The sequence below is a fragment of the Rhizobium sp. LjRoot30 genome (assembly GCF_964253915.1).
GTDB lineage: Bacteria > Pseudomonadota > Alphaproteobacteria > Rhizobiales > Rhizobiaceae > Metarhizobium.
The window spans coordinates 267,916-281,564 of record NZ_CAXUSG020000007.1; the positions used below are offsets into that span (position 1 = coordinate 267,916).

Consider the following 13,649-nt stretch of genomic DNA (forward strand, 5'->3'; position numbering starts at 1 on the left):
CGATGGAAAACCTGTTCAACAGCGACATGGTGATCCTCATCCTGCTCTGCGCCGTCGCCACCTTCGCGACGCGCATCGGCGGTTACATCCTGATCACGCGGCTGAAAAGCATCCCGCCACGGCTGGATGCCGCGCTGAACGCCGTTCCCGCCGCCGTATTGACCACGCTTGTGGCGCCGGCGTTTTTCGCCGGCGGCATCGAAGTGAAGGTAGCGATGGCCGTCGCCCTGGTGATCGGCCTGCGATACTCAGCCATGCCGATGCTTGCCATCGGCTGGCTGGTCGTCATGGGCTTCCGTCACATCCTCAATTAAGCGGACGGGTTGCCTGCTGCAGCCAGTTGCGCACCGCCGGATCCTCGATCAGCGGCAACAACGTCTCATGCGTCTTCGCATGATAGGCATCGATCCAGTGGACCTCGTCTGCGGTCAACAGTTCGCGCAGGATGAGGTTGCGGTCGATGGGGCAATAGGTCAGCGTTTCGAAACCGAGCATCGGCTGATCGCCGCCATCGACGTCTTCCGCCTCGCGCACATAGATCAGGTTCTCGATGCGGATGCCGAAGCTGCCGGGGCGGTAATAACCGGGCTCGTTGGAGAGGATCATGCCGGGCAACAGCTCCTGTGTCGAAAGCCGCGCAATGCGCTGCGGCCCTTCATGCACCGAGAGATAGGAGCCGACGCCGTGGCCGGTGCCGTGGGCGAAATCCGCCCCCGCCTTCCACAGGTTGATGCGGGCAAGCGGATCAAGGTCGCAGCCGCGCGTTCCCTTGGGGAAACGGGCCGTCGAAATGGCGATCATGCCCTTCAGCACCAGCGTGAAGAAGCGCTTGCGCTCGGGATCGACGGCGCCGACAGCCACCGTGCGGGTGATGTCAGTCGTGCCGTTGATATATTGGGCGCCGGAATCGATCAGGAACAGTTCGCCAGGCGCAATGAAGCGATCGGTATCGACGGTGACCCGGTAATGCATGATCGCCGCATGTTCGCCGGCTCCGGCAATGGTATCGAAGGAAATGTCCTTCAACGGATTTTGCATCGCCTGGCCGACGCGGCCGCGCACCTCTTCCAGCTTCTTCGTCGCGTCGATCTCGGTGATCGTGCCGGGCTTGGTATCTTCTAGCCAGGCGAGGAATTCGACCATCGCCGCGCCGTCCTGCACATGCGCCGCCGCCGAACCGTTGATCTCGACGAGGTTCTTGCAGGCCCGCGGCAGCTTGGCCGGATCGTTGCCTTCAACCACCTCGCCGCCCTTGGCGCGGATCAGTTCGGCCAGCGCAAAAGGCGTCAGGTCGGGATCGACGAGAATGCGGGCACCGTCTGCCGCAACCGCAGCGAGGCGTTTTTCCAGCGTGTCCGGCGCGACCTGGTGGCTAAGCTGCGCGAGATAGGCTTCCGCCTCAATATTGGTCTTGCGCTTGTCGAGGAAAAGTTCGGGCTTGCCGTCGGCATGGATGATGGCGCGCGCCAGCGGATGCGGCGTATGCGGCACATCCTTGCCGCGGATGTTGAAGATCCAGGCGACCGACGATGGATCGGTGATCAGCACTGCCGCAAGATTCTTCTGCTTGAGGTCATGGGCGATGGCACCGATCTTTTCGGCCGCCAGCACGCCGGACTCGCCGAGATTCTGGATCGTCACCGCGCCCAGCGGCTCGGCCGGCCGGCTGGCCCATAGGCGATCGAGCGGATTGTATTTGAGGAAAACGAGCGCACCGCCGATATCGGCGAGCGCCTTCTCCAGACGCCGCACCTCGGCGCCAGTGTGCAGCCAGGGGTCGATACCCAGCCGGAACCCTTTTGGCGCATGCTTCTTGATCCACAGATGCGGCGGCTCGCCGACAAGATCACCTCCGGTGAAAACCGCGCCGTCCACCTGTTCGGCAAGCTGGGTGACATAACGGCCGTCGACAAAAACCACCGCCTGCCCGCGACCGATCAATGCCACGCCGGCCGATCCGGTGAAACCCGTCAGCCAGGACAGGCGCTCGGACGACGCTGGCACGTATTCGCCCTGATATTCATCGGCGCGCGGCACCAGGAAAGCGTCGATGCCGAGCTCATCGAAGGTTGCGCGCAAAGCCTCCACCCGCTCGCGACCGAACTGCGGCGTGGATGTGACCTCGAAAGACTGAAACATGGCGACTTTCCAATTGTGCTGAACGATTCCAAACCGCGGCATACTATCTGCGCAAAGCAAGGGCGGAAAGGACAAATGACCGCCACCGCCTGTCCGCGCATATCAGCAGGCGCTGCATTATGTATGCAGCAGACGCATGGCATCCATGACGGATTGCCTCTGTCCATATGAGAAAATCTGCGTATAGTGCGCGGCAACGAAAGGGGTTCGAACGAACTTCATTCGAAACCAAGCGAAAGAGCTACGCGCCCTGAGCGAAATATCCGGTCGGTCACTCCTCCTCCCTCCTCCGATCGGGTATTCAGAGCGCTAGATGTCCGCTCGAGCATCTCCTCTAAGGCTCGCGGACCACGATCAGGTCAGACTGATCGGCAGGCGGTGCCACTGGCACCGCCTTTTGCTTTTTAAGGCCCTTTTCTCACCCGGCCCGGTCGAGATGGATGGTCACCCAGCCGTTGCGCCAGATGGTGCGCACATGGCGGAGATGTTCGCCATTATAGGCGGCCAGAACCTTCCAGCGCTGTGCCGCCAGAATCCCCGACAGGATCACGGAACCGCCCGGCGCCAGATGGGTGGCAAGCTGCGGCGCCATCTTGATCAGCGGCCGCGCCAGGATGTTGGCGATGATCAGGTCGAACGGACCGTGGCGACGGAAGGCATCCGAATGAAAGCCCGGCGCCGTCTCGACGGTGATCCCGTTGGCGATGCCGTTGCGGCGGACGTTTTCGCGGGCGACGCGGGTAGCGATGGGATCGATGTCGGTCGCTAGCACCGGGATGTGCCGGAGCTTGCGCACGGCAATGGCGAGCACGCCGCTGCCGGTGCCGAGATCGAGCGCATTGCGCACCGTGCGGGCGCGCATCACCGTTTCGATCACCTCAAGGCAGCCCGCGGTCGTGCCGTGATGGCCGGTGCCGAAGGCCTGGCCGGCGTCGATCTCGATGCCGATGTCGTTGATGGAAACCTTGTCGCGGTCGTGCGAGCCGTGCACGAGGAAACGCCCTGCCCTGACAGGCTTCAGGCCCTCCAGCGACTTCGCCACCCAGTCGATATCGGGGATAACCTCGCGCATGATCGACAGGTCGGCGAAACTCGCCGCCACCATGGCGTCCAGGCGGCTGCGGATATCGTCTTCCTCATCCAGCATCATGTAGATGGAGGCTTCCCAGATATCGCGCTTTTCGTCGATTTCCGTCGTGGCGATCGCCAGATCTTCCTCGCCGAAAACCTCGGTCATCAGGTCGAGGACCTCTCCGGCCCGCTTTTCGGTCGTCGTAAGGTAGAGGCGAATATCCACGGCGGTCGGTCACTTTCTCGGATTTGCGGCTTCAACGCCGTCTTTAACGGCAAACGCCCCCCGACCGCAATCTCCGACCTTTTGTCTTTATGCAATTCCGGACGCAAAACCGCTACGCACTTTTGCTGGAATTTGCCCTAGCCCTTGGCAGCGAGGTTTTCCAGCTTCTTCACCGCCGTCTCCGGATTTTCCTGATAGGCGATGGTGCCGGAAAAACGTCCCTGCGAATCGAGCAGGAAGACGGAAGCCGTATGGTCCATGGTGTAGTCGCCGTTCGGCTCCTTCTCGTCCAGCGGCACCTTCTTGGCGTAGACGCGGAAACCCTTGATCACCTCGGCGATCTTCTCCGGCGGGCCGGAGATGGCCGTGATGCGTTTCGAAACGTTGGAAACGTACTGGCCGAGCAGTTCCGGCGTATCGCGCTCCGGATCGACGGTGATGAAATAGGCCTGCAGCTTCGTTCCATCGGGATCGACCTTGGCCAGCCAGCCATCCAGTTCGTACAGCGTCGTCGGGCACACTTCCGGGCAATGGGTGAAGCCGAAGAACAGCGCGGTCGGCTTGCCGCGCAACGCCTGCTCGGTGATCGGCTTGCCATCCTGGGCAACGAGCTGGAACGGCACGCCGAACGGGCCATCCGCCAGTTCCTGCTTCGAACGCGTCATCTCCAGCGTCAGCCAACCAAGCACGCCGGCAAGAACCACGACGGCGACCCAAAGGATAATGCGTACGGTTTTCATGCCACTCCCCGCGATCACGGCGCCCCGATGCGCCTTTTGCCGCCAGATATCGCGTCTCTCGGCGGGAGGCAAATCAAGTTCCGCGTTATCCGCCGGCCCGCGCGGATTTGTCACGATTGCAACATCCTGCAATCAAACATGCGCCATTTGCGGACATGTCGGGCCGGAGTGCGAATATCGTTAGCGAAGGTTTAAGCAATTTTTGAGAATTTTGGAGTGCGTTCGCAGTCTTCCAACTGCCTGACATGATGTCTACCGGCTTTGCCGGCCTCCGCATGGGTGAATTCGGGGTTGCGGAAAAGCGGCGTACGGTGCCGCGGGGGCGAGACAATACATGTCGACAGGCAACATTCAGAAAACATTGTCCGTGCGCCAGCGCCTGCTGTCGCTCAGCGTCGCGGCGATCATCGGTTTCGGCTCCGTGGTTGCTGTGGGCTGGTATCAGAACAGCGTGGTCAAGACCGCCCTCGACCGCGCCAACACCATCCAGACGAGCGTCGGCATCGTCAACGAAATGCGGACCGCCAATCTCGATCTCGTGCTGGCAGCGATGGATACGATCATCGACCGCGACGAGAAGGCGATCCAGCCGGAGCGGCTGCAGACCATCCAGTCTTCGATCAAGAGCCTTTCCGACGGCCAGCAGATCCTGCGCGACCTCGCAGCGGAACTCGGCGCAAGCTCGATCGTCGGCAGCTTTGATGCCGATCTCAAGGAATTGCAGCAGGCCATCGCCGTCGACCTGAAATCCATGGTCGAAAAGGGTGCGCCCGTCGAGGAATACGGCAAGCTCGACGATGTGGTCGACGGCGCCGGCGCACGCATGGGCGCCGCCCTGAAGACCCTGTCCAACGACGGCGGCAAGTTGGTCACCGCAAGTGTTGCCGAAGCCAAGGCCACCTCGAGTTCGGCGCTGATCTACCAGCTGGCCTTCGGCCTGATCGCCCTCCTGACCATGACGGCACTGCAGAAATACCATGGCGGATCGTTACGTCGCGGCATCTCTGCCGTACGCGAGAGCATGCAGCACATCGTCGACGGCGATACGGCACGGCCGGTTTCGGAAACCAGCCGCGGCGACGAAATCGGCGACATGGCGCGCGCAACCGAAGTGTTCCGCCTGGCAGCCGTCGAAAAGCTGTCGCTGGAGCAGCAGGCGGACAACAACCGCCGCCGCGACGAGACCGAGCAGAAGAGCCGCGAAACCGACAGACTTGCGGAAGAAAAAGCCATCAAGGCAGTCGTCGATGCGCTGGCACATGCGCTGACCCGCCTTTCGGAAGGTGATGTCACCGTCACCATCGACAACCCGTTCCGCAACGATTTCGAACAGCTGCGCGCCGACTTCAACCGCACGACGGCGCGCCTGCGGCAGGTGCTGACCGAAATCCGCGAAAACGGCACCTCGATCGAGGCCAACAGCCGGCAGATGCGCTCCTCCGCCGACGATCTCGCCCGCCGCACCGAGCAGCAGGCCGCCTCGCTGGAGGAAACCTCCGCCGCGCTCGATCAGATCACCGCCACCGTTCGCAGCGCCACGCAGCGCGCCGAAGAAGCCAGCCACATGGTCGAGGAGACCAAGCGCAATTCGGAAAAATACGGCCAGATCGTCAGCGAGGCCATGGCCGCCATGGAGCGCATCGAGGATGCGTCGCGGGAAATCGGCAAGATCATCAACGCCATCGACGAAATCGCCTTCCAGACAAACCTGCTGGCCCTCAACGCCGGCGTCGAGGCAGCCCGCGCTGGTGAAGCCGGCAAGGGCTTTGCCGTCGTCGCCCAGGAAGTGCGCGAGCTTGCCGGCCGTGCCGCAACGGCGGCCAAGGACATCAAGACACTGGTCAGCAAATCCAGCAGCGAAGTCGCCAGCGGCGTGGAGCTGGTTACCGCCACCGGCGAGGCGCTCAACAAGATGGGCGAGAACGTCCTGCGCATCAACGACCACGTCCAGTCGATCGTCACTTCCGCACGCGAACAATCCGTCGGGCTTTCGGAAATCAACACCGCCGTCAGCCAGATGGACCAGGCGACGCAAAAGAATGCCGCCATGGTCGAAGAGACCAACGCCGCCAGCCACACGCTGGCCAGCGATGCGGAAAATCTGGCCAACCTGATCGGCCAGTTCAATATCGGCGGCGGAGCTTCCGCCGCGCAGATGCCGCGATCGGCCACCGCCGCCTCGCGTCCGACACCGTCCCCCGCAAAGGCCCTGATCAGCCGGGTTGCGGGAACTTTCAGCAACGGCAACGCCGCCCGCAAGCCTGCGCCTGCGGCGGTCAGCGAAGAATGGGAAGAGTTCTGATCATGTCCAACGCCATCAAGCAGTCGGGAGCTTATCTCGAAATCGTTTCCTTCCACCTCGGCGACCAGGAATTCTGCATCGACATCATGGCCATCCGCGAAATCCGCGGCTGGGCTCCGGTGACGCCGATGCCGCATACCCCGCCCTACGTGCTCGGCCTCATCAACCTGCGCGGCGCGGTGATCCCGGTCATCGATATGGCCTGCCGCCTCGGCATGAAGATGACCGAGCCGTCCGAGCGTTCGGCGATCATCGTCACCGACATCGCCGGCAAGCTCGTTGGCCTGCTGGTCGAACAGGTTTCCGACATGATGACCATCCGCAGCGAAGACCTGCAGCCGGCGCCGGAGATCATTCCGGAAGCCCAGCGCGCCTTCTGCCGTGGCATCGTCGCCCTGGAAAAGACCATGGTCTGCTTCCTCAACCTCGACACGGTCATCGCCGACGAGTTGGCGCAAGCCGCTTAAAAAAGCCTTCCTGCAGACCTTCCCGGTCAGCCGCCTCGTCATTGACGGGGCGGCCGAAGGCGTTTGCGGGGCAGGCATGCCCAAATTCCTTGCCAATTCGTTAAGATCCACGGAACGATTTCCCGTTCCGCGCGTTTCATCGAGTGATTTCGCTCGAACCGGCAAGGACCACGGTCATGAGGACCCGTATCTATGCAGCGCTTTCCGTTTTTCTCACCCTCTCGGTCGCCGCTGGAACCGTTCACGCGGCAGATCCCAAGGGGCCGAGGCTGGGTACGCCGGCCGTGGACCAGACCATACCGGGCACTGACGACATGACGACGGGCTCGATCGCGCCGGCCGTTTTCAGCGTCGTCTTCGTCGCCGATCTCGACCGGACGGACCCCACGCGCCGCATGATCGAGCAGCAGGCGAGAAACCTCGTGGAGGTCAACAGGGTGCGCAAGGTGCTTGCTGACGATCCCTCCGCCGTGGCGCAACTGCGCGACCAGCATATCGACGAGGCAAACATCATAGCCGTCGGCCAGGATGTGGACGGTTCGAATGTGTTTTATGTCGAATAGCAAAGACACATGCCCCGGACGCGCAAGCGTCCAGGGCTGTGATTGGAACTGACGGATGGGGTTGAACCACCAGGCCAATAGGGCAAGACAAGGAACAAGCCGCGAAAACAAACAACTTTAGCACGACATGCCGGTGTCCACTTGCAGTCTGCAACAGTATGGATTGCAGGAAAAGGACAGCCGCGATGAAAAATCCGTGATATCGCAATAACAGCGCGACCATTTTTGGTTCGAATGGTCGAGAGCCTTTACGGCTTGCCGTTTTTCCATTCCACCGGCTGATTGTAGAGCGGTATGGTCGAGATCGCCATCTTGGCGGAGCCATCCGTCAGTTCGCGCGTGTGAACGAGATAGATCAGCGTGTCGTTCGCTTTGTCGTAGATGCGGTTGACGACCAGCGACTTCCAGATCAGCGACATGCCCTCGCGAAACACCTCCTCGCCATCCTTGGACAGGTCGATGTCGCCGATGGCGATCGGCCCCGTCTGGCGGCAAGCGATGGAATTGTTGGAAGGATCTTCGAACCAGTTGCCGTTCTTGAGCCGGTCGATGATACCGCGTTCGAAATAGGTGACATGGCATGTCACCCCGGAGATTTTCGGGTCCGCCATCGCCTCGACGATGATGTCGTTGCCGATCCAGTCGACACCGACCTCCCCCACCACTTCGGCGCGGATGGGAAGTGCAAGGCAAAACAGCGAAACGAGCGCGACGGCAGCGCGGCGAAAAACGAACCCCATGAGCACGGCCCCTCCTGATCGGTGACGCCCTGTAGATAGGTGTGGGGCACGGCAATGCAAGGCGTCGCACCGCCCGAGACGGTCGCGGACGGAATGAGCGTCTGCCGCCTGCCCCCTTCTCTCCCGCGGGGGGAAGGTCCCGGCAGGGGGATGAGGGGGTTGCCACGAGGGAAGGTCCTGCCGTGTAGCGCCCCCTCATCCGACCCTTCGGGCCACCTTCTCCCCGCTGGGGAGAAGGGTGAACGTCCCTCAGCCGCCGATCAAGGCCAGCCACTCGTCCTCGTCCATTGTCTGGATGCCGAGTTCCGCTGCCTTGGCAAGCTTGGAACCGGCGCCCGGCCCCGCGACGAGAATGTCCGTCTTCTTCGACACCGAACCAGCCACCTTTGCGCCCAAGCGCTCAGCATTGGCTTTCGCCTCTTCCCGCGTCATCTTTTCCAGTGAACCGGTGAAGACCACCGTCTTGCCGGTAACCGGGCTACCCGTCGCGGCAGGCTGTTCCGCGGCCTGAGGCGTCACTTCGGCGATCAGCTTGCCGATCACCTCGGTGTTGCGCGGCTCCTTGAAGAATTCGACGATAGCGCGCGCCACCACCTCGCCGATGCCTTCGATGTTGTTGAGATCGTTCCAGGCATCGCCGCTGAAAACGGCCGCCTCGGCCATCGCCGCCTGCAGCGCCTCATAGCTACCGTAAGAGCGCGCCAGCAGTTTGGCGGTGGTTTCGCCGACATGACGGATGCCGAGCGCATAGATGAACCGGTGCAACGCAATGCTGCGGCGCTCATCGATCGCATCGTAGAGTTTGCGCACGCTGACCTTGCCGAAACCGTCGATGTTCTCGAGCTTGGTGAGCGAGGCCTCCTGCCGGCGCTTCAGCGTAAAAATGTCGGGAGCGGTGCGTATCGACAAAGCGGGGTCTTCCGCCTCGAAGAAGAAATCGACCTGTTTTGCACCCAGCCCCTCGATATCGAAGGCATTGCGCGAGACGAAATGTTTCAGATGTTCCGTCGCCTGCGCCCGGCATACGAAACCGCCGGTGCAGCGCGTCACCGAATCGAGCTTGCCGGTCTTTTCGTTGCGCTCGCGCACCGCATGGCTGTCGCAGACCGGGCAACGCTTCGGGAACTCGTAACGCACGGCTTCCGCCGAACGCTTTTCCATCACCACATCGAGCACCTGCGGGATGACGTCGCCGGCGCGCTGGACGATGACGGTGTCGCCGATGCGGATATCATGGCCCTCTTCGCGGATGCGTTCGCCGCTGTTGCCGATGCCCTCGATGTAATCGGCATTGTGCAATGTCGCATTGGTCACCACGACGCCGCCGACCGTCACCGGCGTCAGCCGCGCCACCGGCGTCATTGCCCCGGTGCGGCCGACCTGGATGTCGATGCCCTCGACGGTGGTGAAGGCCTGTTCGGCCGGAAACTTGTGCGCCGTCGCCCAGCGCGGGCTGCGCGAGCGGAAGCCGAGACGCTCCTGCAGCGCCAGCTGGTCGACCTTGTAGACGACACCGTCGATGTCGTAGTCGAGGCCCGGCCGGGCCAGCCCGATTTCGTGATAGTGCGCCAAAATGTCTTCGACGGAGCTGAGCCGCTTCATCATCGGGTTGACGGGAAAACCCCAGCTCTTGAACACCTCAACCATGCCGAACTGCGTATCCGCCGGCATCTCCGACATTTCGCCCCAGGCATAAGCGAAGAACCGCAGCTTGCGGCTCGCCGTCACCCTGGCATCGAGCTGACGTAAAGAACCGGCCGCCGTGTTGCGCGGGTTGACGTAGGTCTGCTTGCCTTCCGCAACCATCTGTTCGTTGAGCGCCAGGAAGTCGCTCTTTGCCATGTAGACCTCGCCACGAATTTCCACGACGTCAGGCGCGCCGGCCGGCAGGAGGTTGGGGATCTCGCGGATGGTCTTGATGTTTTCCGTGACGTTCTCACCCGTAGCGCCGTCGCCGCGGGTGGCGGCGTTCACCAGCCTGCCGCCCTCGTAGCGGATCGACATCGACAGCCCATCGATCTTCGGCTCGGCGGTAAAGGCAATCGAGCCATCCGGAAGCCTGCCGAGGAACCGATAGACGGAACCGATGAAATCGCGCACGTCCTCGTCGGAAAACGTGTTGTCGAGCGACAGCATCGGCCGCGAATGGGTGATCGGCGCAAAGGTCGGCAACGGTGCGGCACCGACGTGCAGCGAAGGACTGTCGGCCCGCAGAAGCTCCGGAAACCGCTGCTCGATCGCCTCGTTGCGGCGCTTCAGCCCATCATAGTCGGCATCGCTGATCTCCGGCGCATCCTTGCCGTGGTAGAGTTCGTCGTGATGGGCGATCTCTTTCGCCAGACGCTCCAGTTCGGCGGTGGCCTGTTCGAGCGTCAGGTCTGCGACGGCGATGGTTTCGGTCGGCATGGGGTCTCACTCCGGACAATCTGGAACGGTTTTAGAGCAATTCCAGCAAAAGTGCGAAGCGGTTTTGCGACCGGAATTGCGTCAAAACAGAGGGCTGGAGCATTTTCGCGATTCGGAGAAAAGCGGAAGTGCTCTCGTGCAAAATTCTGCGATTGAAAGAGAGGCGGCCGGGATTTGCACGGCCATGCACCGGTCGGAAATCCTGGCAAGCAATCAGCCTAGCCGCCACCCGAAAGCAGGCGTTTTGCCGCCGCCCTCGCCTCATCGGTCACCGAAGCGCCGGCCAGCATGCGGGCGATCTCTTCGGTGCGATCCGAAGGCGCCATGGTGGCGACGCGGGTGGCGATCTTGTCGGAATTGCCGCCGGCCGGTCCCTTGGAAATTAGGAAATGCGTGGCGGCGCGAGCCGCGACCTGCGGCGCATGCGTGACCGAAAGAACCTGCACCCGGGCGGAAAGCCGCTTCAGCCGCTGGCCGATGGCATCCGCCACAGCGCCGCCGACGCCGGTGTCGATTTCGTCGAAGACGAGCGTCGGCGCCGAGCCGCGATCGGCAAGCGCCACCTTCAGCGCCAGCAGGAAACGTGACAGTTCGCCACCCGACGCCACTTTCATGATCGGCCCGGGGCGTGTGCCCGGATTGGTCTGGACATGGAACTCGACAACGTCGATGCCGTCGGCCGTGCCCTCGTCCGGATCGGTGGTGATCTCGACCATGAAGCGCGCCCGCTCCAGCTTCAACGCCGGCAGTTCGGCCATGACAGCGGCTGCAAGCGCATCCGCCGCATGGCGGCGCTTGTCGGAAAGCGCGCGTGCCGCAGCGTCGAAAACCTGCTTCGCCTCGTCCAGCAATTTGTCCAGCTGTGCCAGACGTTCCTCGCCGGCATCGAGCTCGGCAAGGTCGGCGATCATCTTTACGGCAAGCGCCGGCAGGTCGGTGACGGGAACGGCATATTTGCGTGATGCCGCCCGCAGGGAAAACAGCCGCTCCTCGACGCGCTCGAGTTCCCGCGGATCGAATTCGGTGCGGCGCAGAGCGGCCTCGACTTCCATCTGGGCATTGGAAAGCTGGTCCAGCGCCGCATCGAGCAGCGCGACCGTCTCTTCCAGCAGGCCGGGCGCCTCGTGGCTCTTGCGCTCCAGACGCCGCACCAGCGAGGCGATGTGCGGTACCGGCGAGGCGTTGCCGTTCAGGAATTCGCTGGCTTCGGAAATGTCGCCGGCAATACGCTCGGATTTCTGCATCCGGGTGCGGCGTTCGGCAAGCTCTTCCTCCTCGCCGTCCTTCGGCGAGAGCACCTCCAGCTCCTCGACCGAAGAGCGCAGGTAGTCCGCCTCACGCGCCGCGTTTTCCACCTTCTCGCGGTGTTTTCGCAGGCTGCGTTCGGCTTCCTTCCAGCTGCGGTAGAGGCCGGCAACCGCCACGGCCTCCTCGCTCAGGCCGGCGAAGGCATCGAGAAGAATACGGTGGGCATTGGTATCCACCAGCGCGCGGTCGTCGTGCTGGCCATGGATTTCCACCAGCATCTGGCCGGCCTGGCGCATCAGCTGCACGCTGACGGGCTGGTCGTTGATATAGGCCTTGGTGCGCCCGTCCGCCGATTGCTGGCGCCGGAAAATCAGGTCGCCGTCGTCGTCAAAACCGTTTTCCCGCACCAGCTTGCGGGCCGCGTGATCCGCCGGCACGTCGAATACGGCCGTGACCTGGCCCTTGTCTTCGCCATGGCGGACAAGGCCGCCATCACCACGGCCGCCGAGCGCCAGCGACAGGCTGTCGAGCAGGATGGATTTGCCGGCGCCGGTTTCGCCGGTCAGCACGGACAGTCCCGTTTCGAAGGCCAGATCCAGCCGTTCGATCAAGACGATATCGCGGATCGACAACTGAACGAGCATCGGCTTTCAGATCTCAGGTTCCAAGCAGAATGCGTTTGCCGGCACGCGCGATCCAGGAACCGCTGTTTTCACGCGGGGCAACGCCACCGCTCTGCAGCAGCTTGAAGCTGTCGGCATACCACTGGCTGTCCGGATAGTTGTGGCCGAGAACCGCGGCTGCGGTCTGCGCCTCCTGGACGATGCCCATGGCGTAATAGGCTTCGACCAGTCGCGCCAGCGCTTCTTCCACCTGGTTGGTGTTCGGGAACTGCTCGACGACGACGCGGAAGCGCGAAATTGCCGCCAGATATTCCTTGCGCTCCAGGTAGTAGCGGCCGATCTGCATTTCCTTGCCGGCCAGCTGGTCGCGGGCGAAACGGATCTTCGCCTGCGCGTCGTCGACATATTCCGACTTCGGATAGTCGTTGACGACCTTGAGCATAGCCTCGATGGTCTTGGCGGCGGCGCGCTGGTCCTGCGTCACGTCGACGATCTGCTTGGAATAAGCAAGACCGATCAGATACTGGACATAGGCGGCATCCTCGGAATGCGGGAACTGGTTCATGTAGCGCGTGCCGGCGGTCACCGCTTCGTCGTACTGCGTCTGGCGGTAGCGCACGAAGGTGGACATGACCAGCGCCTTACGCGACCAGTCGGTGAACGGATGCTCGCGGTCGATCGCATCGAACTTGCGGCCGGCTTCGTTGATGTTGCCGGCCTTGAGGTTGGCGAGACCCTGATTGTAGAGCACCTCAGGCGGATCGGTTTCGACGCCGAGCTTGGTGATGTCGATGTCGGGGTCCGTCTGGCACCCGGCCACGAGGGCCCCGGTGCCGACAAACAGCAAGGACGCGACCACAATTCTTGCTGCCTTCTTCATTATCAAAGACCCCGCACTATCCATCTGGACAAATCCCACTTGTCGTCGCGACCACGAAACGCCGCCCCTTGCTGGCGTTTCTAGCCACAAAAGCATCTCAAGAGCAACGCAATGATGTGGCATTAACGCATTTTTATGGCAAAATCGATCTTCAAGTCATTTCTTCGCAAACCGCAAGGCCCGGAAAAGACTTGCGAATCAGAAACGATCTTCAAACAGCACGTCTCATTGCCGCAATGTAAAA

11 protein-coding genes are annotated in these 13,649 nt (G+C 62.2%); 4 read left to right on the top strand and 7 right to left on the bottom strand.

All coding sequences use genetic code 11. The features are described from left to right. Positions 1–2 precede the first annotated feature (2 nt). Positions 3–314 (top strand): AzlD family protein, encoded by a 312-nt coding sequence (locus tag ACSQ3I_RS16405; protein WP_436000622.1) that lies wholly within the window; start codon positions 3–5, stop codon positions 312–314. Here the strand turns inward: ACSQ3I_RS16405 and ACSQ3I_RS16410 are convergent. The 3 genes from ACSQ3I_RS16410 to ACSQ3I_RS16420 form a co-directional block, all read right to left on the bottom strand. After that, complete coding sequence (locus ACSQ3I_RS16410; protein WP_436000623.1) at positions 307–2,139, bottom strand: aminopeptidase P family protein; 1,833 nt, start codon at positions 2,137–2,139, stop codon at positions 307–309. The genes ACSQ3I_RS16405 and ACSQ3I_RS16410 overlap by 8 nt on opposite strands. A gap of 418 nt (positions 2,140–2,557) precedes the next feature. Further along, positions 2,558–3,436 carry a 50S ribosomal protein L11 methyltransferase gene (locus ACSQ3I_RS16415; protein ID WP_436000624.1) on the bottom strand — a complete coding sequence of 293 codons (879 nt, stop codon included), beginning with the start codon at positions 3,434–3,436 and terminating at the stop codon, positions 2,558–2,560. Positions 3,437–3,573: 137 nt separating this feature from the next. Beyond that, positions 3,574–4,176, bottom strand: coding sequence for an SCO family protein (locus ACSQ3I_RS16420; RefSeq protein WP_436000625.1), 603 nt, complete (start codon positions 4,174–4,176; stop codon positions 3,574–3,576). A 334-nt stretch (positions 4,177–4,510) separates the two neighbouring features. On the opposite strand from ACSQ3I_RS16420, the gene ACSQ3I_RS16425 reads away from it, so the two are divergent. From ACSQ3I_RS16425 to ACSQ3I_RS16435, 3 genes are all read left to right on the top strand, one after another. Continuing rightward, positions 4,511–6,478, top strand: coding sequence for a methyl-accepting chemotaxis protein (locus tag ACSQ3I_RS16425; RefSeq protein ID WP_436000627.1), 1,968 nt, complete (start codon positions 4,511–4,513; stop codon positions 6,476–6,478). A 2-nt stretch (positions 6,479–6,480) separates the two neighbouring features. Next, positions 6,481–6,945: a chemotaxis protein CheW gene (locus tag ACSQ3I_RS16430; RefSeq protein ID WP_109460099.1), complete on the top strand. Its 465-nt coding sequence runs from the start codon at positions 6,481–6,483 to the stop codon at positions 6,943–6,945. Between the two features lie 176 nt (positions 6,946–7,121). Then, positions 7,122–7,508: a hypothetical protein gene (locus ACSQ3I_RS16435; RefSeq protein WP_436000629.1), complete on the top strand. Its 387-nt coding sequence runs from the start codon at positions 7,122–7,124 to the stop codon at positions 7,506–7,508. 248 nt (positions 7,509–7,756) lie between these two features. On the opposite strand, the gene ACSQ3I_RS16440 is transcribed toward ACSQ3I_RS16435, so the two are convergent. The 4 genes from ACSQ3I_RS16440 to ACSQ3I_RS16455 all read right to left on the bottom strand — a co-directional run bounded on the left by ACSQ3I_RS16440 (position 7,757) and on the right by ACSQ3I_RS16455 (position 13,429). Continuing rightward, positions 7,757–8,248 carry a CreA family protein gene (locus ACSQ3I_RS16440; protein ID WP_436000631.1) on the bottom strand — a complete coding sequence of 164 codons (492 nt, stop codon included), beginning with the start codon at positions 8,246–8,248 and terminating at the stop codon, positions 7,757–7,759. A gap of 249 nt (positions 8,249–8,497) precedes the next feature. Beyond that, complete coding sequence (gene ligA / locus ACSQ3I_RS16445) at positions 8,498–10,654, bottom strand: NAD-dependent DNA ligase LigA (RefSeq protein ID WP_436000633.1); 2,157 nt, start codon at positions 10,652–10,654, stop codon at positions 8,498–8,500. A 218-nt stretch (positions 10,655–10,872) separates the two neighbouring features. Further along, positions 10,873–12,546 carry a DNA repair protein RecN gene (gene recN / locus ACSQ3I_RS16450; protein WP_436000635.1) on the bottom strand — a complete coding sequence of 558 codons (1,674 nt, stop codon included), beginning with the start codon at positions 12,544–12,546 and terminating at the stop codon, positions 10,873–10,875. A 13-nt stretch (positions 12,547–12,559) separates the two neighbouring features. Beyond that, on the bottom strand, positions 12,560–13,429 hold the full coding sequence (locus tag ACSQ3I_RS16455) for an outer membrane protein assembly factor BamD (protein ID WP_436000637.1): 870 nt from the start codon (positions 13,427–13,429) through the stop codon (positions 12,560–12,562). Between the last annotated feature and the right edge of the window lie 220 nt (positions 13,430–13,649).